This is a genomic window from Pseudomonas sp. NPDC085632, from assembly GCF_044541255.1.
GTDB lineage: Bacteria > Pseudomonadota > Gammaproteobacteria > Pseudomonadales > Pseudomonadaceae > Aquipseudomonas.
Genome location: NZ_JBITSX010000025.1, coordinates 57,168 through 82,081, shown reverse-complemented (window position 1 = coordinate 82,081; position 24,914 = coordinate 57,168). Strand labels below are relative to the sequence as shown.

The following is a 24,914-nucleotide window of genomic DNA, read 5'->3' as shown; positions in this document are numbered from 1 at the left end:
ATTCCCGGGCGCTGGGCAACAAACCGCTCAGGTCGGGCAATGAGGTCTGCTATGCGAAACTCGAAACTGAAAACTCTTTTAGCGCCGACGCTGCTCGGGCTGGCGATTTTCGCCGGCACCGCGCAGGCCGCCGCGCCACTGCGTCCACCTCAGGGCTACTTCGCGCCTGTGGATAAATTCAAGACTGGCGATAACAGCGAAGGCTGCGATGCGATGCCGGCGCCGTACACCGGGCCACTGCAATTTCGCAGCAAATACGAAGGCTCAGACAAGGCCCGTTCGACGCTGAACGTGCAGTCGGAGAAAGCCTTCCGCGACACCACCAAAGACATCACCACGCTGGAACGCGGCACCGCCAAACGCGTGATGCAGTTCATGCGCGACGGTCGTCCGGAGCAACTCGATTGCACGCTGAACTGGCTGACCGCGTGGGCCAAGGCTGATGCGTTGATGTCGAAAGACTTCAACCACACCGGCAAGTCGATGCGCAAATGGGCGCTGGGCAGCATGGCGTCTTCTTACATTCGTCTGAAATTCTCCGACTCGCATCCGCTGGCGCAGCATCAGCAGGAAGCGCAGTTGATCGAGGCCTGGTTCAGCAAAATGGCCGATCAGGTGGTCAGCGACTGGGACAACCTGCCGCTGGAAAAAACCAACAACCACTCGTACTGGGCTGCCTGGTCGGTGATGGCGACTTCGGTCGCGACCAACCGCCGCGACCTGTTTGACTGGGCGGTGAAGGAATACAAGGTCGGCGCCAATCAAGTCGATGCCGACGGTTACCTGCCGAACGAACTCAAGCGCCAGCAACGCGCCCTCGCCTATCACAACTACGCCCTGCCGCCGCTGGCGATGATCGCCAGTTTCGCTCAGGTCAACGGTGTTGATTTGCGCCAGGAAAACAACGGCGCGCTGAAGCGTCTGGGTGATCGGGTGTTGTCAGGGGTGAAAGACCCGGATGAGTTCGAGAAGAAGAACGGCAAAGAGCAGGACATGACCGACTTGAAAGAGGACATGAAATTCGCCTGGCTCGAACCGTTCTGCACGCTCTACACCTGCGCGCCGGATGTGATCGAGAAGAAGCACGGCATGCAGCCGTTCAAGACTTTCCGGCTTGGCGGCGACCTGACCAAGGTCTACGACCCGTCGCATGAGAAGGGCAACAGGGGTTCTTGAAAGGCGAAAAGCAAAAGCCCCTCACCCTAACCCTCTCCCGGAGGGAGAGGGGACCGACCGAGGTGCTTTTGAGAAATCCGCCGACCTGATACATCAAGTCGATCTCGATATTGGTAGCACCAGAGATCAGGCTCCCTCTCCCTCCGGGAGAGGGCGGGAGGTGAGGGAAAGATTTCAAGGCCCTGCACAACCCTGACAGAAACACCGTTTCACCCCTCCACGACCACGGGGGGTTTGGGGGGGCTTTGGCCCTTGACTGTTGGTTCAAACATGGAGAGATCGGGATGGTATTTTCATCCAACGTGTTCCTGTTTCTGTTCTTGCCGATCTTTCTCGGCTTGTACTACTTGAGCGGGCAACGCTATCGCAACCTGCTGCTGCTGATTGCCAGCTACGTGTTCTACGCCTGGTGGCGTGTGGACTTCCTCGCGCTGTTCGCTGCGGTCACGCTGTGGAACTACTGGATCGGCCTAAAAGTCGGTGCCGCCGGTGTGCGGACCAAACCGGCGCAGCGCTGGCTGCTACTCGGTGTGGCAGTCGATTTGTGCATCCTCGGCTACTTCAAGTACGCCAACTTCGGCGTCGACAGCATCAACGCGATGATGACGTCGGTCGGTCTGTCGCCGTTCATCCTCACTCACGTGCTGCTGCCGATCGGTATCTCGTTCTACATTTTCGAATCGATCAGCTACATCATCGACGTGTATCGCGGCGACACCCCGGCCACGCGCAACCTGATCGACTTCGCGGCGTTCGTGGCGATCTTCCCGCACTTGATTGCCGGCCCGGTCCTGCGTTTCCGCGACCTCGCCGACCAGTTCAACAACCGCACGCACACCCTCGACAAGTTCTCCGAGGGCTGCACGCGGTTCATGCAGGGTTTCATCAAGAAGGTCTTCATCGCCGACACCCTCGCGGTGGTCGCCGACCATTGTTTCGCCCTGCAAAACCCGACCACCGGCGATGCCTGGCTTGGCGCGCTGGCGTACACCGCGCAGCTGTATTTCGACTTCTCCGGTTACAGCGACATGGCCATCGGTCTGGGCTTGATGATGGGTTTCCGCTTCATGGAAAACTTCAAACAACCGTACATCAGCCAGTCGATCACCGAGTTCTGGCGTCGCTGGCACATCAGCCTGTCGACCTGGCTGCGCGACTATCTGTACATCACCCTCGGCGGTAACCGTAAAGGCACGCTGATGACCTATCGCAACCTGTTCCTGACCATGCTCCTCGGTGGTCTGTGGCACGGCGCGAACATCACGTACATCGTCTGGGGCGCCTGGCACGGCATGTGGCTGGCGATTGAAAAAGCGCTGGGCCTGAACACTTCGCCGCGCAGCCTCAACCCGATCCGCTGGGCGCTGACCTTCCTGCTGGTGGTCATGGGCTGGGTGATCTTCCGCGCCGAGAACGTGCACGTTGCCGGGCGCATGTACGGCGCGATGTTCAGCTTCGGCGACTGGTCGCTGTCGGAACTCAATCAGGCCAGCCTCACCGGTCTGCAAGTGGCAACTCTGGTTGTGGCGTACGTGACGCTGGCGTTCTTCGGCCTGCGCGATCTGTACACCAATCAACCGCCAGCCAAAACCAAACCCGAAGTCAACGTCGAGGCCAACGGCCCTGCCACCGCGACCCCGGGAATGATCAAGGCCGCGCCTGGCGAAAATCCGGCAAGCATCCACGAGCCTGGCTACACCGTCGGCGTCGAAGCCCAGGTGCAACCGGCCTACTGGAGCGCGGACTGGTCCCGCTACGTGATGCGCGGCTTGATCCTGCTGCTGTTCATCGCCTCGATTCTCAAACTCTCGGCGCAAAGCTTTTCGCCGTTCCTTTACTTCCAGTTCTGAGGGATCTGACATGACCCGCTCATTACGCATCTTCTACATCGCCCTGTTCCTGGTGACCCTGTTGGTCTTGGGTCTGTGGTCGGTTCGCAGCTTCTTCGGCTTCAGCACCAACGCCGACGCGACGGTGCTCAACGGCCGCTGGACCAAGGCTGTGGAAACGCACTACGACGATGAGTTCCCGATTAAGCGTCTGGGCACCAACCTCTGGGCCGCGCTGGATTTCAAACTGTTCAACGAAGGTCGTCCGGGCGTGGTGCTCGGTCGCGATCAGTGGTTGTACAGCGATGAGGAATTCAACCCGATCGTCAACGAAGAGCTGAACCTGCAAGGCAACTACGCGCTGGTCGAAGGCGTGCGCCAGACCCTGAAAGCAAAAGGCGTGAAACTGGTGATGGCGATCGTGCCGGCCAAGGTTCGTCTGTACCCGGAGCATCTGGGTGAAGTGAAACCGGCGAGCATTCACGAAAATCTCTATCAGGATTTCCATGCTCGTGTAGCCGCCGACAAGATCCTCGCCCCTGACTTGCTCAAGCCGTTCCAACAGGCCAAGCAAAGCGGTCAGCAAGTGTTCCTGCGCACCGATACGCACTGGACGCCGGAAGGCGCGGAGATTGCCGCCAACACCTTGGCGAGAACCATCGCCGACAAGTTCCCGCTCAGCGGCGAGCCGCAACGCTTCGTCACCACCCCGGCGGAGAAGGTCACGCACAAGGGCGATCTGCGCTTGTTCCTGCCGCTCGATCCGCTGTTTGAAAACCTGATGCCGGCACAAGAGCCGCTGCAAAAGCGCAACACCGTCGCGGCCGGCGATCAGCCTGCCGGTGACGACGCGCTGTTCGCCAGCAACGAAGTGCCGGTGGCACTGGTCGGCACCAGCTACAGCGCCAACCCCAACTGGAACTTCGTCGGTGCGCTGAAACAAGCGCTGCACAGCGACGTGGTGAGCTACGCCGAAGATGGCCACGGCCCGATCCTGCCGATGCTCAGCTACCTGAAAAGCGATGACTTCAAGAACAGCCCGCCACAGGTGCTGATCTGGGAGTTTCCTGAACGATATCTGCCTGTGAACAACGAAATCGGCGACGCCGACCCGCAGTGGGTCGCAGAGCTTAAACAAGCCGGCGCGCGCCAACAAAACGTAGCAATCAACACTAAATCCGAGACGCCCGATCGGGCGCAAAACTGAAAGAGAGGTACACCATGACTTTCACTACTACTCCTCGTCGTCTCGCTAAAAGCTTCGCTCTGGTTGCTGGGCTCAGCGTGCTTTCCGTCCCTGCGTTTGCCGGTGGCGATGCCGCGCTCTACGGCCCGACCGCACCGAAAGGCTCGACCTTCGTGCGTGTCTACAACGCCAGCAACGCTGAAGTCAGCGCCACTGTCGGCAGCACCAACCTGAGCGATGTTGCGCCACTGGCCAGCAGCGACTTCAGCTTCATGCCGGGCGGTGATTACAGCGCCAAGGTCGGCAGCCAGACCCTGCCGGTGAAACTCGCCGGTGACCATTACTACACGCTGGTCAACAACGCTTCCGGCGCGCCGCAACTGATCGAAGAACCGCCGTTCAAAAACAAGCAGAAATCCTTGGTGCGCGTGCAGAACCTCAGCGACAAGCCGCTGACCCTGAAGACCGCCGACGGCAAGACCGACGTGGTCCCGAACGTGGCCGCCAAGGGCCGTGGCGAACGTGAAATCAACCCGGTGAAAGTCAGCCTGGCGCTGTACGAAGGTGACAAGAAAGTCGGCGACGTAAAACCGGTCGCCCTGGAGCGCGGTGAAGCCGCAGTGCTGTACGTCACCGGCAGCGGCAGCAGCCTGTCGCCAGTCTGGGTGAAACGCCCGGTGTCGACCCGCTAACAAATTTCCCGATGAGACGCTGATCCCTGTAGGAGCTGCGGCACGCTGCGATCTTTTGACTTTGCTTCTAAAAATCAAGATCAACAGATCGCAGCCTTCGGCAGCTCCTACAGAGACCGCCTCTCGGTACGAGACAAAAACAAGAGTGAAACGACACAGCGTTCGTGCCTCTAACCAATCGATTTTATGGAGTAAACAATATGATTCCGGTGATCTTGTCAGGTGGTAGCGGTTCGCGTCTCTGGCCGCTTTCGCGTAAGCAGTTCCCTAAGCAATTCCTAGCCTTGACGGGCGAACACACCCTATTCCAGCAGACCCTCGAGCGCCTGGTGTTCGAAGGCATGGACACACCGATCGTGGTCTGCAACAAGGATCACCGCTTTATCGTCAACGAGCAGCTGAGCAACCGCAATCTGGAAGTGCAGCGCATCCTCATGGAACCGTTCGGCCGCAACACCGCGCCAGCCGTGGCGTTGACCGCCATGATGCTGGTCAATGAAGGTCGTGACGAACTGATGCTGGTGCTGCCGGCTGACCACGTCCTCGAAGATCAGAAAGCCCTGCAACGCGCCCTCGCTCTTGCCACCGTTGCCGCCGAAAACGGCGAAATGGTCCTGTTCGGCGTGCCAGCGACCAAACCGGAAACCGGTTACGGCTACATCAAGTCCACCGGCGATTCGCTGCTGCCCGAAGGCGTCAGCCGCGTCTCGCACTTCGTCGAAAAACCTGACGTCAAACGCGCCACCGAATACGTCGCGTCCGGCGGTTACTACTGGAACAGCGGCATGTTCCTGTTCCGCGCCAGCCGCTTCCTCGAAGAACTGAAAAAGCACGATCCGGACATCTACGACACTTGCCTGCTGACCCTTGAACGCAGCGAGCAGGATGCCGACACCGTGACGCTGGACGAAGCCACCTTCGCCTGCTGCCCGGACAATTCCATTGACTACTCCGTCATGGAAAAGACCCAGCGTGCCTGCGTCGTGCCGCTGACCGCTGGCTGGAGCGACGTCGGTTGCTGGTCGTCGCTGTGGGAAGTCAACGAGAAAGACGCCAACGGCAACGTCACCAAGGGCGACGTGGTGATTCAGGACAGCAAGAACTGCATGATCCACGGCAACGGCAAACTGGTGTCGGTGATCGGTCTGGAAAACATCGTCGTGGTCGAAACCAAAGACGCGATGATGATTGCCCACAAAGACAAGGTTCAGGGCGTCAAGCAGATGGTCAACACGCTCAACGAGCAGGGCCGCAGCGAAACCCAGAACCACTGCGAGGTCTATCGTCCGTGGGGCTCATATGACTCGGTGGACATGGGCGGGCGTTTCCAGGTCAAGCACATCTCGGTGAAACCGGGCGCGTGCCTGTCGCTGCAGATGCACCACCACCGCGCCGAACACTGGATCGTGGTCAGCGGCACTGCCGAAGTGACCTGCGATGAAAACGTGTTCCTGCTCTGCGAAAACCAGTCGACCTACATCCCGATCGCCTCGGTACACCGCCTGCGCAACCCGGGCAAGATCCCGCTGGAAATCATCGAAGTGCAGTCGGGCTCGTACTTGGGTGAAGACGATATCGAGCGCTTCGAAGATATCTACGGTCGTTCCACCCCGATCGAGCGCGGCGTGTCGGTGAAAACCATCGCGCAATAACTGATCGATAAAACAAGAAGCCCCCGTCCAACCCGCTGCGTCCCCTATCCGCAGCGGGTTGGGCGGGGGCTTTTTTAGAAGCGAAAGATCGCAGCCTTCGGCAGCGCCTACAGGGCAAACGCGTTCCAACTGTAGGAGCTGCCGCAGGCTGCGATCTTTTGACTTTGCCCTTCCCATCGCCAACCTCACCTACGCTTAGGTAGGATGACCCTCTCTCTCCTCGAGGTTGTGCGCATGTTCATCGGCATTCTGCTGGTCATCACCTGGTTGATCCTGCTGTTGCGCTATCCGGCCAAGGCCTTGCCGGTTTCGGTGGCGGCGGCGATTGGCCTGGGTTTTGTGGCCATGTGGGTGGTGTGGCTGGACAACCGCGAGGTCAAGCAACTGGCGCGCCTTGAGATGCGCATCAGCTATGCCCCGGAACAATGCCCGGCGGATCGTCCGCTGCAACTGAAAATGAAAAACGGCAACGACGTGCCCCTGACTGAACTGCGCTGGCGTATCGCCGCCTACGCGCCGGGCGATACGGTCAACTTGGCCGACAATCAATACACTGCCCCGCGCTATCGTGGCCCCGGCGAATTGCAGGCCGGTGGCGACTGGGAAGACTGCCTGCCGATGCCGCCGCTACGCCCCGGTTACCGCCCGCAAACCCTGGAGTTTCGCGCCGAGCGCTTGCAGGGTAGTTTCTCCGACTGATCCCCCCTTCCCCACTCTTTTGCACAAGGAATGCGCCATGCCCGTTGCGTTGATTACCGGTTGTTCCAGCGGCATCGGCCGCGCCCTCGCCGATGCGTTCAAAGCCGCCGGTTTCGAAGTCTGGGCCAGTGCGCGCAAGGCTGAAGATGTGGCGTTGCTGGCGTCTTCCGGGTTCACCGCCGTGCAACTCGATGTCAATGACAGCGCGGCGCTGGAGCAACTTGGCGAGCGGATCAACCAGCAACACGGCGGCCTTGATGTGCTGATAAACAACGCGGGGTACGGCGCCATGGGGCCGCTGCTCGATGGCGGTGTCGCGGCCATGCAGCGCCAGTTCGAAACCAATGTATTTTCGATTGTCGGCGTCACTCGCGCGTTGTTTCCGGTACTGCGCCGGGCCAAGGGGCTGGTGGTGAATATCGGCAGTGTGTCGGGTGTGCTGGTCACGCCGTTTGCCGGTGCTTACTGCGCTTCGAAAGCGGCGGTGCATGCGTTGAGCGATGCACTGCGCATGGAACTGGCGCCGTTCGGCATTCGCGTGATGGAAGTGCAGCCGGGGGCGATCCAGTCGAGCTTTGCCAAAAACGCCGGGCAAGCGGCCGAGCAATTGATCAATGAACAATCACCGTGGTTTCCGCTGCGTGAGGGCATTCGCGCGCGGGCCAAGGCGTCGCAAGACAAGCCGACGCCGGCCAGGGAGTTTGCTGCTGAGCTGCTGAAGGCTGTGCAGCAGAGCAAGCCGCCAAGGTTGATCCGCATTGGCAACGGCAGCCGCGCGTTGCCGTTGTTGGCGACGTTGTTGCCCAAGGGCTTGTTGGAGTCGACGTTGATGAAGCGCTTCGGGCTGCGTGGGAAGCTCTGATTCACTTCGGTGAAATTGCCAAATCAGCCGATCAACGTAGAATGCGCCGCACTTGAAGCAGCCAATGCTTCAAGTGAACCGGATAGCGTATGGAATCGCTGGCGCATGCACCGAAGCAAGGGAATTGCTGAACACTGATATCCCCCTCCCCCGACCTTTCTTTGCGGAAACGTCGCTGCTTTGTTTGCCTGCCTGACGTCGCCCTGCGTACGCTTCAATTCAGATCAGGACCAACTTTTGAAAGTTCTCAACGTATTGCCTGTGGCATTGCTCGCATGGCTAGCGGGCTGTTCCACTCAAGAAGTGCCCCTCAACGACACCCTGCCGAAATTGACCGCGCAAGCGCTCTTGCCAGCCGTCACTGCAAACGAATACTGCAATCCGCAGATGGACAGCGACATTCTGTTTGGCACAGGTTTGCTGATGTTCGAAGACGGATCACGCGATGTCGCCCAGACTTGCCTGGTCATGGCAGCGCCGAAACACCCTCGGGCGTTTTGCTACCTGTCCAGAATGGTGATGCAGTCCGGTGACCTGAGCAAAAACAAAGACCTGGTCTTCAACTACACAGGTTATGCGGCAAAGCAAAATGACTGGTGCGCGGAGTACGGCATGTACGATATGTACAGTTCCGGCACTCTCGGGGCGAAGAAAGATGCCGCAATTGCCATGCGTTGGCTGCTGCGCTCCTCGCAACACGGTTATCCCGATGCCCGGAAGCAACTGATCAAGCATTACGAAGAACAGGGCAATCTGGCCGAAGCATACGCGTGGAGCAAATTCCTCACCGACGCAGAGGACGCCCGCATCGGTGCCACACTCAAAACCCGGATGTCTGCGGCGCAAATTGCCGAGGCCGACAAACGCTACAACGAGCTCGTCCCCCAGGTCGCCAGCAAGGCTGCCTTGGATGCCGAAGAACGGGCAGAGGACGTCGCCCGCTACTCCGCCCAGATCTATCAGGATTATCCGGATACCTTCAAGGGCCTGACGTCCGCCGAACGTTATGCCTACATGAGTCAGTCGATCGGCGATGCCATGGACCTGCCATTCATCAGGAACCGTGATCATGTATTGATTTACATCGTGATCAATCGCGCCGCTCAGTTGAAAAAACCTGACGCAAACATCGCCAATGACCAGCGGATTGTCACCCTGATTGAAGACAAACGGTTAACAGTCGATGAGACCATCGAGTCTGGACTGCGGGTGGTCAAAACGTTTTACCGATAACTCCGATCGCGAGCAGGCTCGCTCCTACAGAGGATCTTCGGTGCAACACCGATCCGATGCAGGAGTGAGCCCTGCTCGCGATTCAGTCAACGCGGTCGGTCAGTTATCCACAGCATCCTGCTTCACCACCACCGTGCAAGTAATCCCTGCCGCCAACAGAACGCCTTCCGGCACTTCATCAATGTGAATCCTTACCGGCACTCGCTGCGCCAGCCGCACCCAGTTGAACGTCGGGTTCACATCGGCGATCAGCTCGCGGCTTTCCGGGTTGTCGCGGTCATAAATGCCGCGCGAGATGCTCTCCACGTGGCCCTTCAAGACTTCGCCGCTCATCAACTGCATGTCGGCTTTGTCGCCGACTTTCACGTGGGGCAGTTTGGTCTCTTCGAAGAAGCCGTAAACCCAGAACGAGTTCATGTCGACCACGGCCATTTTCGCCTCGCCGATGCGCGCGTAGTCACCGCGATGCACGTTGAGGTTGGTCACGTAACCGTCGACCGCCGCGCGCACTTCGGTGCGTTTGAGGTTGAGTTCGGCAGCTTCCAGTTGCGCCTGCGCGTGTTGGTAATCGGCGAGCGCGGCATCGGCGATGTTGCTGGCGTCGTCACGGTTTTCCTTGGAGATCACCAGGTTGTCCAGATCGGCGCGGCGATGGGCGTTGACCTTGCGCATCTCCCACGTCGACTTGCGCGAAGCGACCAGCGACTGCGCCTGTTTGACCGCGATGCGGTAGTGCTCGGGGTCGATCTGCATGAGCAAATCACCCTTCTTCACCCGTTGGTTGTCGCGCACCGGTACGTCGACCACTTCACCAGTGACGTCGGCGGCGACGTTGATGATGTCGGCGCGAACCCGACCATCTCGGGTCCACGGCGTGTTCATGTAGTGCTCCCACAACGTGCGGCCGATCCACAACGCCAGGGCCAGCACCAGCAGGGTTGCGAGCAGGCTGAAAAACTTTTTCATCACGATGTTCTCAACGGTAGACAGTCAGCGCCATGGCGCCGAACAGACAGGTAAACAGACTCAGACGCAGCAGCGCCGGGTGCCAGAAGAAGCGGTACAGATCGAACCCGGACAAAAACCGGTCCACCGCCCAGGCCAGCGCCGCAGCGATGAAAAACATCAAAGTCATGGTCGGCATGTACACGCCGTGGAAGGCGATTTCACGAGGCATGGGCAAGTCCTTCGGGCTTGGCGATGGCGTAGGCGGCGAGCGGTGATTGCGGGTCGAGCAACGAGGTGCGGATGAAGTGCAGATAGCTCTTCACCCGACGCAGCGCCGAGGTATCGAAGTGCGGGGCGAACGGCTCATCGGTGGCCGCGACTCGGCTGATTGCGTGATCGACAGCGACCAGTGCGCGTTCGAGATTGCTGGTGTTCGGTTGCAGAAACAGTCGCACAAGCGCGCGGCCCATCACGCGAATGGCTTGTCGCCACGGCTGTGATTCGGCATAGGCCGGGTGCACCGGCAAAATCGCCTGTTCCTTGCGCAACTCGATGATCGCGTGGCCGACTTCGAGCACCACGAACATCCAGCGCAGCAGATTCTTTTGCACCTTTGGCTCACCGGCCGCGAGACCGTAAGCCTGATGCAGCAAATCGCGGGTGCGACTCTCGAAACTGGAGGCCAGGCCTTTGAGTTTGCCGCTGATCGCATAGACCACCTGGCCGCGCAGATCCTGCTCCAGACGCTTCCACAACCAGCGGCTATTCGGCGGCAAAATAATTGCCCCGGCGGCGGCACAGACCAACATGCCCATGACCATGGCGATGTAGTCGTTGATGAAGGTGTAGGGGTTGTAGATGGTCAGGTTATCCGGAACCGAACCGGTGCTGAAGAAGATCAGCAAACCGAGGCCGACACCGGCGTATTGCGGCCGCGACGTGAGGAACGAGCCGAGCACGATCACCGGCGCGAGCATCACGCACAGCAACGGAAAACCGTCGATCCACGGGAAGATGAAAAACATTTCGACGAAGCCGATCAGCGCGCCGAGGAAGGTCCCGCACGCCATCTGGAACGCCATGCGTTTCGGGTTCGGCGTAGCCGCCGAGAGGCCCACGGTGGCGGCAGCGATCAGCGTCATCGTCGCGCCGCTTGGCCAAGCAGTGGCGACCCAGTAACTGCCCAGTACAACCAGAATGAACGAGGCGCGAATGCCGGACGCGGCGGCGGCCCACCAGTTGGTTTGCGGGGTGAACGGTTCGTCCCAGCGCTCGCGTTCGTGGCGGTGATCGGCCAGGGAAGCGTGGGTCTGTGCATAACTGTGCAAATCATCGACGAAGCGATAGAGCAGTTCGTACGCGGTGTGGAAATCCAGTTGTTCGGCGTCGCTTGGGGCGGTTTCCTGGAAGATGGCGCGCAGGCTGCGCACCCGTGCCGGCAGGCCTTCCTTATAGCTCGCCAGCGCAGTCGCCAAGCGCGCGGCATCGGGGCTGGTCAGGGCGCGACCACTGAAGCCGTCGAGTACTTCGGCGAGATCCTGCAGGCCCGGTCTGATCGCTGCCACGACGTGCTCTTCGCCATTGCCACGCAAGCGCTCGAGCAACTGATGCAGGGCATTGAAGCGCGTGGTGATGCCCATGAATTCGCTGTTCAGACGACTGAGCCGGCCGTTGCGCCGACGCATGTGCGGGTCCTCGAAAACGGTCACGCTGCGCAAGCCTTCGAGGCCCACGGCTTCGGCGATGAAGCGCACATTGCTCGCCTCGAAAGACTCGGCCTTGCTGCGCCCGCGCAAGCCATCGGTAACGAACAATGCGAATACGCCGAAACGCTGATACAGGGCATTGCGCATGGCGGCGCTGGCGGTTTGCGGCAAGATCGCGCCGCTGATCAGGGTCGAGCAGAGAATCCCCAACGAGATCTCCAGCACGCGCCAGACTGCCGCCATGAACGCGCCGTCCGGGTGCGCCAGCGCGGGCAAGCCGACCATCGCCGCGGTGTAACCGGCGAGAACAAAACCGTAGGCGCGGAAGTTGCGACAGCGCGCAGCACCGGCCGAGCAGATGCCGACCCAGATCGCCAGCGAACCCAGAAACAGTTCAGTGTTTTGCGCAAATAATGCGATCAGCGTGACCATCATCGCCGACCCGGTCAGCGTGCCGAGGAAGCGATAGAAGCTCTTGGCAAACACCTGGCCGCTCTGCGGCTGCATGACGATGAACACGGTGATCATCGCGGTGCGCGGTTGCGGCAATTCCAGGCGCATGGCCAGCCACAGGGTGAGGAACGCGGCGAGCAACACCTTGAAAATGTAGACCCAGGTCACGCCATCGCTGCGCGCCCAGTCGAAAAAACCCCGGCGCCATTCCAGGGAGTAGAGCCAGCGCAGGGGTGCGGGCAAGGGAGTCATTTAATTGTGCTCAAAGAGATTCGGTCTGGTCGCAGAACCTGTGGGAGCGAGCCTGCTCGCGAATGCGTTTTAATATTCAACGTTGACGTCGACTGATAAACCGCTTTCGCGAGCAGGCTCGCTCCCACATTGGGTTGTGTGTTCAACGCAGGAGAACCGGGGTTTTCGGGGCTTGGGTTTTCTCGGCGGTCGGCACGTCGTTGCCGGCACCCAGCCCTCCACCCAGCGCAGTCACCAGTTCGGCATGCGCACTCAACCGCGCCGCCTGCACCTGCTGCTGCACCTGCTGCTGTTTGAACAGCAAGGTCTGCGCATTGAGCACGTTGAGGTAATCGGTGAGGCCGCGTTGGTAAGCGATCATTGCGATGTCGTAAGTCTTCTGCGCCGCGGCCACGGATTCGGCGGCGAAGCCCTGCTGCTTGTCCATCGACTCGCGGCGGATCAACTGGTCGGAAATGTTCTTCAGCGCGTTGACCAGCGTCTGGTTGTAGTGCGCCACGGCGATGTCGTAACCGGCGGAGGCCTCACCCAGCTCTGAGCGCAATCGGCCACCGTCGAAGATCGGCAAAGAGATCGCCGGGCCGACGTTGTAGTTGAGTTTCTTGCCGGTCAAAAACTCCAGCGCGCCACCGCCGGTGGCCATGTAACCGAGGCTGCCAACCAGATCGACATTGGGATAAAACCCGGCATGCGCCACATCGATTCCACGCGCCTGCGCCGCGACCTGCCAGCGGCTGGCGACCACGTCAGGACGCTGACCAAGAAGTTCGGCGGGCAACGCCGACGGCAATTTCAGCGCGGCACCGAGGGACAGAGTCGGACGCAGCAACAGCGCCCCCTCCCCCGGCCCTTTACCCGCCAGCGCTGCAAGTTGATTGCGACTGAGGGCAATCTCTTCATCCAGCGCATCGATTTGCCGATGGGTTTCCGGCAGCGGCGTTTCCGCCTGGCTGACTTCAAAGTGCGTGCCGATCCCACCGTTCAAACGTTTCTGCGCCAGATCGAGAATCTGCTGTTGCTGCTTGAGCGTCGCCGCGACGATGTCGCGTTGCGCGTAGTGCAGCGACAGTTCGATGTAGGCGCGGACGATGTTGTTCTGCAATTCCAGCTGCGCCAGTCGCGCCTCAGCGGCGCTCATGTGCGCCAGATCCACCGCGCGCTCGCTGGCATTGCTTTCACGACCCCAGAGGTCGAGGGCGTAGCTGAAACCGAGCGCGGCATTGTTGTCCCAGGTGGTGGTGTTGGCCAACTCGCCCGGGCCGTAGAACTGATCGGTTGGCCAGTTGTGCCGCTTGAGCGTCGACTCGCCATTGATCTGCAATGACTCGGCGGATTCGGCGACGCCAGCCATGGCTTTGGCCTGCCGTACACGCGCAGCGGCCATGGCCATACTCGGGCTGCCCTGCACGGCGAGGTCGATCCAGCGATTGAGTTGCGGGTCGCCGTAGGCTTGCCACCATTGCGCGGTGGGCCAGTTGGCGTCACGGGCGGCGTGGGCGATGGCATCGTCGGTGGCCAGTGTATTGGCCTCCAATGCCTTGCCCCGTGGGGCGATTCCCTCCGTTGAGATGCAGCCGCCAAGACCCAGGGTAAAAGCCAGAACACTGAGCGGCAAAAGCGCTCTGTTGATGCGACGCGGCACAGCTGCGAATTCCTGAGAGAGGGGTAGATCGAGGACCCGTGTAGGAGCTGCCGCAGGCTGCGATCTTTTGATCTTGATTCCCTTAAAACAAAATCAAAAGATCGCAGCCTTCGGCAGCTCCTACACGGATCGGCGCAATTCTATGGAAGGCCCTGTACGGCGATAAGCTGGGATTTCTGTGAATCTTTGTTACGGTTAACGAGATAATCCCTTGGTCGGGGGTCTCGCCCCGGAAACTTCGTGTCACAATTTGCCATCTCCCTTGAGAGCACCCCATGGACACTTTGCAAAACATGCGCGCCTTCAGTTGTGTCGCCGAAGCCGGCAGCTTCACCGCCGCCGCCGTGCAACTCGACACCACCACCGCCAACGTCTCGCGCGCGGTCTCCAACCTGGAAGCCCACCTGCAAACCCGCTTGCTCAACCGCACCACGCGGCGCATTGCCCTGACCGAAGCGGGCAAGCGCTACCTGCTGCGCTGCGAACAGATCCTCGCCTACGTCGAAGAGGCCGAAGCCGAAGCCAGCGACGCCCACGCACGCCCGGCCGGGCAGTTGAAAGTGCACACCATGACCGGTATCGGCCAGCACTTCGTCATCGACGCCATCGCCCGCTACCGCAAGACCCACCCGGACGTGACCTTCGACCTGACCCTGGCCAACCGCGTACCGGACCTGCTCGACGAGGGCTACGACGTGTCCATCGTGCTCGCCAGCGAATTGCCTGACTCGGGTTTTGTTTCGCAACGGCTGGGCATCACCTACAGCATCGTCTGCGCCTCACCCGCCTACGTGAAAGCCAACGGCGCCGCGCAAAAGCCCAGCGACCTGCTCAACCACGCCTGCCTGCGCCTGGTCAGCCCGGTGATCCCCCTGGAGAAGTGGGCGTTCGACGGCCCGGAAGGCCAGGAAATGGTCACCATCAACAGTTCGCCGTTTCTGGTGAACTCCGCCGACGCGATGAAAACCGCGATCACCAGCGGCATGGGCGTGGGCGTGTTGCCGGTGTATGCGGCGATCGAAGGCTTGCGCAACGGCACGCTGGTGCGGGTCATGCCGAACTACCGCTCGCAAGAGCTGAATCTGTATGCGATCTACCCATCGCGGCAATATCTGGATGCGAAGATCAAGACGTGGGTTGAGTATTTGCGCGGCTCGTTGCCGGAAATTCTCGCGGCGCATCAGGCCGAACTGGCCGCCTACGAATTAAGCGGCAGCCTTGCCGGCGTGCGTGTTGCCAACTGATTTTTAAACACAATGCGTCTTCTGTAGGAGCCGCCGCAGGCTGCGATCTTTTGATCTTGCTGTTTAAAAATCAACAGATCGCAGCCTACGGCAGCTCCTACGAAAACGGCGATTTCGCGGATGTTTCCGACAGGTTTTGACGGTTGTTCGTCGGAAGTGCGGTGGCTAGGATTTGGGTGTCGCTGACGAATCAGCGACCGGACTTGGTCGTCCGGGTTTAGAATGGCGCACTTTTCAGCTTGCCTAATGGCGAACTGTGCGAGGGAGGGCTTTGGCCCTGCCGGGTTTCCATTCCCTGGTCGACCAACCCGCGTACAGTTCGCCACCCTACTGCTTGGTCGCAGTACGTGACGAACTCCACATCCCGAATGGAGTTTCACAATGTTCAAACCAACGCCTAATCCACCCGAAACCGACGACACCACCCCCTACGAATTCCCCGGCTCAAAGAAATTCCACGAAGCCGCCGAACGCGCCCTCGACCACTACCTCAAACCCAACGCCCTCACCCTGCGCTTCCACAAACCCAGCACCATGTTTCAGGTCGCCCCGGAACAGGACAGCGAAAGCCTGCTGGTCCACGCCTGCGAATCACTGGCACAAGCCAGCCTGATGACCAGCGACATCGCCGCCTACATCGACCTGCCGCAACGACGGACGATTCTGGCAATTCAGCAGATCATCATGCTCGCCGAACTGGCGGTGAACCGCGTGCTGGATAACCACGAAATCCCGCAATCCCCGGCACACAACTAAAAGCCCCTCACCCTAACCCTCTCCCGGAGGGAGAGGGGACTGACTGTGGTGTTTGGCAGAGTTACGCCGACGTGCGATACCGCGTTGAACTCAGATTCTGAAATGCCCACAAATCGGCCCCCTCTCCCTCGGGAGAGGGCTGGGGTGAGGGGAAAATCCACCACAAATCCAAAGCCGACCACGTCCCGCTCTTCACCACTCAATAGGCCGAGTGTCAGCTCGCCTGCTTTTGATCTTGATCTTGATCTTGATCCACGGGCGACGTCGGAAGGCTGAGTGGAGGGATTGATCCGGGCGTGGGAGCGCAGCGACCGTTTGGCGCAGCCAAACACAGCGAGAGGAGGTGCAGCGAAGCAAACCGTAGGCGCTGCGCCCGGATCGATCCCGCAGCGAAGGAACCCCGAGCCCCAGCGAGCGGGCCGCACGCAGGAGCAAGCGTTTTTTTGCTTACTTTTTTTAGGCGTTTGTAAAAAAAGTGAGTCGCCGTCAGGGCGAAACCCTAAGCCGCCGTTACCGAAGAAACGGATATACACCCCGAACAACCACAACATGGTCGGCCCAGAGGCCGCCAAGACAACCCCAAGCCAGAAATGTTAGCGTGCTTGGTATCAAGCCCGAACAAGAGCCAACAACGATGAAAAAGACCGTCCTGGCCTTCAGCCGCATCACCCCGCCCATGATCGAACGCCTGCAACAGGAATTCGACGTCATCGTCCCCAACCCAAAAGCCGGCGACATCAACGCCCAGTTCAACGAAGCCCTGCCCCACGCCCACGGCCTCATCGGCGTCGGTCGCAAACTCGGCGAGGCCCAACTCGAAACCGCCACCAAACTCGAAGTGGTCTCCAGCGTCTCCGTCGGCTACGACAACTACGACCTCGACTACTTCAACCAACGCGGGATCATGCTCACCAACACCCCCGACGTCCTCACCGAAAGCACCGCCGACCTCGCCTTCGCATTGATCATGAGCAGCGCCCGCCGCGTCGCCGAACTCGACGCCTGGACCAAGGCCGGCCAATGGCAAGCCAGCGTCGGCGCCCCGCTGTTCGGCTGTGACGTCCACGGCAAAACCCTCGGCATCGTCGGCATGGGCAACATCGGCGCCGCCGTCGCCCGCCGTGGCCGCTTCGGTTTCAACATGCCGATCATCTATAGCGGCAACAGCCGCAAGACCGACCTGGAACAGGAACTCGGCGCGCAATTTCGCAGCCTCGATCAACTGCTCGCCGAAGCCGATTTCGTCTGCCTGGTGGTGCCGCTCAGCGACAAGACCCGCCACCTCATCAGCCACCGCGAACTGGCCCTGATGAAACCAGGCGCCATCCTGGTCAACATCTCCCGTGGCCCGGTTGTCGATGAGCCGGCATTGATCGAAGCTCTGCAAAACAAGCGCATTCGTGGCGCCGGCCTCGACGTTTACGAAAAAGAACCACTGGCCGAATCGCCGCTGTTCCAGTTGAGTAACGCCGTAACCCTGCCGCATATCGGCTCGGCGACGAATGAAACCCGCGAAGCCATGGCCAATCGTGCACTGGCCAATCTGCGTAGCGCCTTACTCGGCGAACGCCCGCAGGATCTGGTCAACCCGCAAGTCTGGCGCCGATAAAAGAATACGGGCAAGTGCACCACTGCACTTGCCCGTTAGTTACGCCAATACACAACTTGAAATTGAACAACAAACAAAATCAAACAACAGCATTATAAGCTCTGCCTGGCCATCGAATTATCGACAAGCGCTATGGAGAGCAAAAACCTTGAACACCCTGACCACCGACAAACTTATACGTTACAGCAAAGTTATTTTGATGGCTTACATCAGTTTCTTTGGCGTGCTGGTGATGATCCACAACTTCACCGACTATGATTCAAACTACACTTACGTGGCGCACATCCTGAGCATGGACACCACCACCGCCAGTGAAACCATCAAGTACCGAGCCATTGAATCACCGATGATTCATCACCGGATCTACTGGTTCATCATCACACTGGAAGTCACGTATACCGTGTTGTGCCTGATCGGCACCTATCAGCTGTATCGCAACATCAACGCCTGCGCAGAAGTATTCCATGAGGCGAAGAAGTTTTCGATCATGGGAATACTGGCGGCCATCTTCATTTATTACGTCTGCCTGCAAACCGTAGGTGTCGAATGGTTCGACATGGACACTTCGCAATCATGGAATGCCAAGGACTGGGCGCGACATATCGTTGACTTCATCTTCCCGGTGATGATTTACATCACCTTGAAAGTCGAGCGCTGAAGTTCAGCGCTCGTTTATTTCAAGCCAACTTCCCCTGCACTGGCGTTACCACCACCTTCGGTTTGCGAAACACCAGCACATTGCCCAGCATCACCAATACCAGCCCGACCAGCGCCGGCGCTGTCCACTGATAACCTTCGGCAAACGCCGAGACGTTCAGCGCCACCACCGGAAACAGCACCGTGCAATACGCCGCGCGCTCCGGCCCCATGCGCCCGACCAGCGTCAGATACGCGGTGAAGCCGATGACCGAACCCGGGATTACCAGATACAGCAGCGCACCGACGTAGCGCGGGCTCCAATCCATGTCGAACGCAATGCCCTTGACCAGGCACCACACCGACAGCATCGCCGCGCCATAGGCCATGCCCCAGGCGTTGGTGGTCAGCGGTCTGAGTCCGGCCTTCTGCTGCAGACTCGAGAGCATGTTGCCCGCCGAGAAACACAAGGTGCCGCACAAGGCCAGGCCAAGCCCCAGCAAGGTCTGCGGGCTGGCCTGATGCCCGGCCAACTCCGGCCAGAACAACAGGCCCAGGCCGAACAGGCCCAACGCACCGCCCATCAGCACATTGCGCGCAATACGCTGGCCGAAGAACACCCGTGCATTCAGCGCGTTCCACAACGTTGCGGTCGAAAATACTACCGCGACCAGACCGCTGGGGATCCACTGACTGGCGGTCAGAAAGCACATGAAGTTGACGCAGAACAAACACAACCCTTGAGCCACGCAGATCAAATGCCCACGGCGGTTCATCGGTTGCAGCCGGCGACTGAGCAGCAACAACGCAAACAGCACTAGCGCGGCGAGACCGAAGCGATAGACAATCGACACCGGAATCGCCACCACACCCAGTTGCCATTTCAGGGCGATCCAGGTGGTGCCCCAGATCAGCACGGTCAGCAAATACAACGACAGGTTCATGGCACACACTCCTCGATAGGCCTTGAGTGTCTGCCCGGATCTGGTTTGTGCGCTTGCAGATTCTTGCGCTTTTGTCTGGCGGCAGGCTGGCAGCGCGGCGTCTACGGAGTAGGATGCAAGGCGTTGAAGAGAACCGATCATGGCCGCCATCGATACCCTGCAAGTCTTTCAAGCGCTAAACAGCTCGCCGAACGCACGCCTTCTGCACAGCGCCGAGCTCGGTGACGGCTTGTCTGCCGCTTTGTGGACCAACCACCACGATGCGCAGGATTATGAAGCGCCGAGCCATCACACCCTGTCCTGCTACATCGCCGGAGGTACCGGCACATTCCGTCGCGATCAACCCGGGCAGAAAGGCGGGCCGGACAAGCTCTGTATCCTGCCGGCCGATCACGAGTCGGGCTGGGTGATCAACGGCGATATCCGGCTGGCGCATCTGTATTTCAGCGTTGAACAATTTGCCCTCGGTTGCATCACGCTGCTTGATCGCGAACCCCGCGAGATGCAGTTGCGCGAGCAGACCTTTCTCGAAGATCCGCAACAGGCTCAACGCTTCCGGCAGTTGCTGACGCTGAATTGGCAAGAGCCTGCTGAGCGTCTGCTGACCAGCAGCCTCGCCCATGAATTGATCAGCCACACCTTGCTCAGTCAGGTCGGCGCACGCCAGGGTTTGCGTTTGAAGGGCGGACTGGCACCACACCAGCGTCGGCAACTGGTGGAGTTCATCGACAATCAGTTGGCCGAGCCGATCAGCCTCGGTCAACTGGCCGGGTTGTGTGCGCTGTCGGAATACCATTTTGCGCGGATGTTTCGCACCAGTTTCGGCCTGCCGCCGCATCAATACGTGCTGGCGCGGCGCTTGAGTCGGGCACGGGAATTGTTGCGCGGGACGGCGTTGCCATTGGGTGAAATTGCGCTGGCGTGCGGGTTTGCCAGCGCGAGTCATTTCACCAATCGGTTCAAGCAGGTTTTGGGTGGGACGCCGGGTGAGTATCGGCAGGCGTTTTTGCGTTGAGCCCTTTTCCCCTCACCCCAGCCCTCTCCCAGAGGGAGAGGGGGCCGATTGGGGGATGCTCAAGCATTACACCGACCTGAAAGTGCTTTTCTGAATCCATAATCGATTCAATGTTTCAGGTCGACGTATCGCGCAAGGCACCTCGGTCAGTCCCCTCTCCCTCGGGGAGAGGGTTAGGGTGAGGGGCTTTTGATCTTGCCCTAGAACTCCAAAGTGCTCGACAGCGAAACCTGCCGCGAATCCCCCATCGACACAAAGAACCGACTCGCAGCCGAAGTGTAGTAGGTGCGATCAAACAGGTTCTTCACATTGAGCTGAAACTTGACCTTCTGCCCTTCGACTTTGGTGTCGTAAGTGGCAAACGCATCGGCCACGGTGTAGCTCGGCAAGTCAAAATCATTCACCGCGTTACCCGCACGTTCACCGACATAGCGCGCTCCAGCCCCCACGCGCAACTGGTCACCACCGATCACACTGCCGAAGTCATACACCGCCGACAACGAACCGGAATTCTTCGCCACGTTTTGCAGACGCTTGCCTTTGTAGTCCGGGTCTTCGGTGACTTCGGCATCGGTGTAGGCGTAGCTGCCGATCATGCTCCAGCGCTCACTCAGTTGACCGGTCAGGTCCATTTCCAGACCGCACGAGCGCACCTCACCGGCGGCGCTGTAAATCGTCGTCGGGCCTTCAGAGTTGGCCACCAGCACATTGCGCTTCTTGATGTCGAACAAGGCGATGTTGCCGGTGACACGCCCCGGCATGTCCAGCCGCGCGCCCAGTTCCCACGACTTGGCTTCTTCCGGTGCGATGCTGCCGTCGAGCACGGTGCTGCTGCCACTCAGCGGGGCGATGGTCGAGTTGGGTTTGAACGATTCGGTGTAGCTGCCGTAGAACGACAAGGCATCGGTGTAGCGATACACCAGACCGGTGCGCGGGACGAACTTCTGGCCGTTGCTGTCGGTGTTGGCCTTGAACGGCACGCCTTTGCCGGCGTACTGGTCGTACTCCTGGAAGCGCCCGCCAGCGACCAGAATCCACTGGTCGTTGAGGTGAATCGAGTCCTGCATGAACACCGAATCACTGCGCAGCTCATCGGTCTGCGCGCTGTCGGGGGCGCTGACGGTCGTGCCGGCAACTTCACGACCGTAGACCGGATTGACGTAGCTGAAGGTGGTCAGGCTTTTCTGGCGGATCAAGTCTTCGCGGTAGATCTTGCGGTATTCGTCATCGACGCCGAACACCAGGTCATGCTGCATGCCCAGCACATTGACCTTGCCTTCGAGGCTGGCGGTGGTGAAACGGTCGGTGCTGATCGCGTTTTGCGTGCCGTCCATGCTGCGGGTCAGCGTACCCTTTTTGGTGTCGATGGCGGTCACGCGGACCTGGCTGGCGTCGTAGGTCTCACGGTTCCAGCTGTAGCCGAAGTGGGCTTTCCAGTCGTCGTTGAGCTCGTGATCGGCTTCGAAATGGTAGAGATCAGAACGGCCTTCCATGTTGTTGAACGGCTCGTCCAGGCGTTCTTTGCGCGAGATGTCCAGCGGGTGATTGGTGCGCGGATCGATCAACGTGCCACGGTCGAACGGCGTGAGAAATTCACGGTGCTCGTAGGCGAACAACAGCTTGGTGCTCTCGCCAAACCAGGCCAGCGACGGGGCGATCAGGGTTTCGCGGTGGGTGCCGAAGTTGCGCCAGTAGTCTTCGTCTTCGTGGTCGAGCACCATGCGATAGGCCAGCCCGGAATCGCCCAGCGGGCCGGTGCTGTCGAGGGTGCCGCCGCTGCCGTTCTTGCCGTCACCGTAAGTCGAACCGCGCAAGGTCAGCGCATTGTATTGCGTCAGTTCAGGCTTCTTGCTGACCAGGTTGACCACGCCGCCCGGGTCTTGGATACCGTACAACAGCGAGGCCGGCCCCTTGAGCACTTCGACGCGATCAACCGTGGCGTTCATGCCGCGGCCCTGCACGATCGGCATGCCGTCGCGCATGATCGAGCCGTTGCGGTTGTCACCGAAGCCGCGAGTCATCACCGAATCCTGAGTGCTGCCCAAGGTGTTGCCCTGGGTGATACCGCTGACGTTGGCCAGTGCGTCATCAAGATTGCGCGGCGCCTGATCGCGGATGACCTGCGCCGGGATGACGTTGACGGTCTGCGGGACTTCCTGCAACGACGCCGAAGAGCGCATCACCGAACTGGTTTGCGGTGGCTGATAGCTCATCGACTCGTCGCGCATCGAAGTGATGGTGGTGGCACCGAGGTTCAACGCGCCTTCGGTCGGCTTCGGTTCCAGTGCCAAGGTGTGGCTATCGGTGCGGCGGAAACTGAGGCCGGAACCGCTGAGCAGACGTTGCAGCGCTTGCTCGGCACTCATCTGGCCATTGACTGCCGGCGCCGTGAGGCCGTACGGCGCTTCGTCGGTGTAGACCACGCTCTGCCCGGTGACGCGGCTGAAGTCGCTCAAGGCTTGTGGCAGCGGTTTGGCGGCCAGGGAAAAATTGAACTGCTTTTGCGTCTGGCTGCTGACGGTTTCAGCGGCGAGCGCCACGCTTATCGGCAACAACGCCAGTGCCGAAAAACTCAATGCCGATACGCTTAACCACTGTTTGACCGAACCCGATTTTGCCCTGGACTTCATGACTCAATGACCTGTGTAGAACCGCAACGGATGCGAATGACTCGCAGTTTCAGTCACTACACGGATGGGGCTCGGGTTTACCTCACCATAAATTGAAAATATTTTTGCAGATCAAAAGATTGCAGCCTTCGGCCGCTCCTGCATTGGAATGCGATCCCTGCAGGAGCTGCCGAAGGCTGCGATCTTTTGACGTTGCCTCAACGCAAAATAATCAGATGCCCCAACACCTGATGCTGCTCAAACCCCAACACCCCTTGCAGGGAACTGAGCACCGCTTGCGGATCCTTGCTCGGAAAACTGCCACTGACCTTGCGCGCCGCCAGCTCATCGTTGAGCAGCACAATCCGCCCCGGGTAATAGCGCCGCAGATCCTCCACCACATCAGCCAGCGTCGACTTGTAATACGTCAGCCAGCCCTGACGCCAGGCCAACTGTGCCTCAGCGTCCGCCGCGTGCAGTTTTTCTGCCGTGCCTTCAGCGTAAGCAACCTGCTGGCCGGCGGTGAGAATCTGCTGTTCGCCACCACGATTCGCGGTCACGCCAACGCGCCCGGACAACACCGTCACCTGCGCGCCCTGCGGTTGCAGACGCACTTCGAACTGCGTCCCGAGCACCCGCGCCTCGCCCTTTTCGGCCTCGACCACAAACGGCTCGCCGGTGTGCGTAACCGTGAAAAACCCGGCACCACGACGCAGCTGAACATGCCGCTCGCCACGGTTGAAATCCACGGCAATCGCACTGTCGGCATCCAGCGTTACTTGCGATTGATCAGCCAGGGTCACGGTGCGAATTTCCCCCGGCGCTGAAACGTAATCCGCGCCCAGATCATCGATCCAGCGCTGCGGCTGCCAGCCGGTGCCGAGGCTGACCATCAGCAGCAGACACGCCGCCATTGCCAATGCCCCCGACCAACGCAAAAGCTGCGGACGACGCGGGCGATCCATCGCATCGATATAGCCCTGCAACGCCGAAGCCTCTTCATCGGCCAGCATGCGCGCCGGGCCTTCACTCAGTTCCCAGAGCACCTGCGCCTGCGCATAAGCCTCGGCATGCGCCGGATCAGCGCGCAGCCATTGGCTGAATGTAAGTTGATCGCCAGCGCTCGGCCCATCATGTAACAGGCTCAGCCAGGCAAAAGCGGCCTGCTCTTGAGCGGGCGTCGGGGTGACGTAATCGGATGGCTTCACGGTGCTTTCCCTGGCAGGCGTGGCGCGGGTTCGCGCAGGCTGGCCTTGCAGGCCTCGAGGGCGCGCATCATATGTTTTTCCACGGCACTTTGGGACAGGCCCATGGCCTTGGCGATTTCCGCGTACTTGCGGCCGTGGATGCGATTGAGCAAAAAGATCTGCCGGGTGCGCTCGGGCAACGCACGCAACGCCGCTTCGACATGGCGCAGATCATTGCCCGCTTCGAGCGCTGCTTGTGGTTCGCTGCCGTGGCTGTCCGGCGCGTCCGGTTGCCAGCCTTCGTTGACCCGCGTACGGGTGCCTTCACTGCGCAGATGATCGATGGCGATATTGCCGGCGCAACGCAAAAGATAGGTGCTGAGCTCTTCGACCTGCACCAGCGGCCGGCGCCAGAAACGCAGAAACAAATCCTGCACCAGATCGGCCGCCGTCGCTCGGCATCCGACGCGTCGGTTCACCAGCGCTTCCATTTGCGAACGCTGGGACAGAAACACCTGAAGAAAATGCGCACGCGCGCCACGCGGCTCGTCGTCGCGGGATTCCGGCGGCAGACCAATCAGCAC

The 24,914-nt window shown here is 60.0% G+C and carries 21 protein-coding genes; 13 read left to right on the top strand and 8 right to left on the bottom strand.

The annotated features are described in order from the left end of the window. Positions 1-51 precede the first annotated feature (51 nt). The 8 genes from ACIF4X_RS17280 to ACIF4X_RS17245 all read left to right on the top strand — a co-directional run bounded on the left by ACIF4X_RS17280 (position 52) and on the right by ACIF4X_RS17245 (position 9,329). Positions 52-1,176: a mannuronate-specific alginate lyase gene (locus tag ACIF4X_RS17280; RefSeq protein ID WP_397483069.1), complete on the top strand. Its 1,125-nt coding sequence runs from the start codon at positions 52-54 to the stop codon at positions 1,174-1,176. Between the two features lie 284 nt (positions 1,177-1,460). Continuing rightward, complete coding sequence (locus ACIF4X_RS17275; RefSeq protein ID WP_397483068.1) at positions 1,461-3,026, top strand: MBOAT family O-acyltransferase; 1,566 nt, start codon at positions 1,461-1,463, stop codon at positions 3,024-3,026. A 10-nt stretch (positions 3,027-3,036) separates the two neighbouring features. After that, the gene (locus tag ACIF4X_RS17270) at positions 3,037-4,212 is read left to right on the top strand and encodes an alginate O-acetyltransferase (protein ID WP_397483067.1); all 1,176 of its coding nucleotides are present in this window, start codon (positions 3,037-3,039) and stop codon (positions 4,210-4,212) included. Between the two features lie 14 nt (positions 4,213-4,226). Continuing rightward, on the top strand, positions 4,227-4,883 hold the full coding sequence (locus ACIF4X_RS17265) for an alginate O-acetyltransferase AlgF (RefSeq protein ID WP_007914291.1): 657 nt from the start codon (positions 4,227-4,229) through the stop codon (positions 4,881-4,883). Between the two features lie 200 nt (positions 4,884-5,083). Further along, the gene (locus ACIF4X_RS17260) at positions 5,084-6,535 is read left to right on the top strand and encodes a mannose-1-phosphate guanylyltransferase/mannose-6-phosphate isomerase (protein WP_129389410.1); all 1,452 of its coding nucleotides are present in this window, start codon (positions 5,084-5,086) and stop codon (positions 6,533-6,535) included. A 234-nt stretch (positions 6,536-6,769) separates the two neighbouring features. Continuing rightward, complete coding sequence (locus tag ACIF4X_RS17255) at positions 6,770-7,234, top strand: multidrug transporter (RefSeq protein WP_397483066.1); 465 nt, start codon at positions 6,770-6,772, stop codon at positions 7,232-7,234. A 37-nt stretch (positions 7,235-7,271) separates the two neighbouring features. Beyond that, positions 7,272-8,096: an SDR family oxidoreductase gene (locus ACIF4X_RS17250; protein ID WP_397483065.1), complete on the top strand. Its 825-nt coding sequence runs from the start codon at positions 7,272-7,274 to the stop codon at positions 8,094-8,096. Between the two features lie 237 nt (positions 8,097-8,333). Beyond that, positions 8,334-9,329 carry a sel1 repeat family protein gene (locus ACIF4X_RS17245; protein ID WP_397483064.1) on the top strand — a complete coding sequence of 332 codons (996 nt, stop codon included), beginning with the start codon at positions 8,334-8,336 and terminating at the stop codon, positions 9,327-9,329. A gap of 99 nt (positions 9,330-9,428) precedes the next feature. Here ACIF4X_RS17245 and ACIF4X_RS17240 read toward each other — a convergent pair whose 3' ends face one another. From ACIF4X_RS17240 to ACIF4X_RS17225, 4 genes are all read right to left on the bottom strand, one after another. After that, entirely contained in the window at positions 9,429-10,295 is an 867-nt protein-coding gene (locus ACIF4X_RS17240) for an efflux RND transporter periplasmic adaptor subunit (protein ID WP_397483063.1), read from the bottom strand. A 10-nt stretch (positions 10,296-10,305) separates the two neighbouring features. After that, complete coding sequence (locus ACIF4X_RS17235) at positions 10,306-10,506, bottom strand: DUF1656 domain-containing protein (RefSeq protein ID WP_007914106.1); 201 nt, start codon at positions 10,504-10,506, stop codon at positions 10,306-10,308. Next, the gene (locus ACIF4X_RS17230; RefSeq protein WP_397483062.1) at positions 10,496-12,688 is read right to left on the bottom strand and encodes an FUSC family protein; all 2,193 of its coding nucleotides are present in this window, start codon (positions 12,686-12,688) and stop codon (positions 10,496-10,498) included. Before ACIF4X_RS17230 ends, ACIF4X_RS17235 begins: the two co-directional genes overlap by 11 nt. Before the next feature lie 142 nt (positions 12,689-12,830). Further along, positions 12,831-14,330 carry an efflux transporter outer membrane subunit gene (locus ACIF4X_RS17225; RefSeq protein ID WP_397483061.1) on the bottom strand — a complete coding sequence of 500 codons (1,500 nt, stop codon included), beginning with the start codon at positions 14,328-14,330 and terminating at the stop codon, positions 12,831-12,833. 275 nt (positions 14,331-14,605) lie between these two features. On the opposite strand from ACIF4X_RS17225, the gene ACIF4X_RS17220 reads away from it, so the two are divergent. From ACIF4X_RS17220 to ACIF4X_RS17205, 4 genes are all read left to right on the top strand, one after another. Continuing rightward, complete coding sequence (locus ACIF4X_RS17220) at positions 14,606-15,574, top strand: LysR family transcriptional regulator (RefSeq protein ID WP_102900633.1); 969 nt, start codon at positions 14,606-14,608, stop codon at positions 15,572-15,574. Positions 15,575-15,955: 381 nt separating this feature from the next. Beyond that, the gene (locus ACIF4X_RS17215) at positions 15,956-16,330 is read left to right on the top strand and encodes a DUF6124 family protein (RefSeq protein ID WP_077571200.1); all 375 of its coding nucleotides are present in this window, start codon (positions 15,956-15,958) and stop codon (positions 16,328-16,330) included. Positions 16,331-16,964: 634 nt separating this feature from the next. Beyond that, complete coding sequence (locus ACIF4X_RS17210; protein ID WP_397483060.1) at positions 16,965-17,939, top strand: 2-hydroxyacid dehydrogenase; 975 nt, start codon at positions 16,965-16,967, stop codon at positions 17,937-17,939. A 148-nt stretch (positions 17,940-18,087) separates the two neighbouring features. Then, positions 18,088-18,597: a DUF2165 family protein gene (locus ACIF4X_RS17205; protein WP_397483059.1), complete on the top strand. Its 510-nt coding sequence runs from the start codon at positions 18,088-18,090 to the stop codon at positions 18,595-18,597. A gap of 19 nt (positions 18,598-18,616) precedes the next feature. Here the strand turns inward: ACIF4X_RS17205 and ACIF4X_RS17200 are convergent, their stop codons facing one another. Then, complete coding sequence (locus ACIF4X_RS17200; RefSeq protein WP_397483058.1) at positions 18,617-19,519, bottom strand: DMT family transporter; 903 nt, start codon at positions 19,517-19,519, stop codon at positions 18,617-18,619. A 139-nt stretch (positions 19,520-19,658) separates the two neighbouring features. On the opposite strand from ACIF4X_RS17200, the gene ACIF4X_RS17195 reads away from it, so the two are divergent. Further along, complete coding sequence (locus ACIF4X_RS17195; protein ID WP_397483057.1) at positions 19,659-20,534, top strand: helix-turn-helix domain-containing protein; 876 nt, start codon at positions 19,659-19,661, stop codon at positions 20,532-20,534. A 200-nt stretch (positions 20,535-20,734) separates the two neighbouring features. Here ACIF4X_RS17195 and ACIF4X_RS17190 read toward each other — a convergent pair whose 3' ends face one another. The 3 genes from ACIF4X_RS17190 to ACIF4X_RS17180 form a co-directional block, all read right to left on the bottom strand. Continuing rightward, the gene (locus tag ACIF4X_RS17190) at positions 20,735-23,164 is read right to left on the bottom strand and encodes a TonB-dependent siderophore receptor (protein ID WP_397483056.1); all 2,430 of its coding nucleotides are present in this window, start codon (positions 23,162-23,164) and stop codon (positions 20,735-20,737) included. 197 nt (positions 23,165-23,361) lie between these two features. Then, positions 23,362-24,351, bottom strand: a complete 990-nt coding sequence (locus ACIF4X_RS17185; RefSeq protein ID WP_397483055.1) for a FecR family protein — start codon at positions 24,349-24,351, stop codon at positions 23,362-23,364. Next, a complete protein-coding gene (locus ACIF4X_RS17180; protein WP_016986983.1) occupies positions 24,348-24,914 on the bottom strand; it encodes an RNA polymerase sigma factor in 567 nt (188 codons plus the stop codon). The genes ACIF4X_RS17185 and ACIF4X_RS17180 overlap by 4 nt, the downstream gene beginning before the upstream one ends.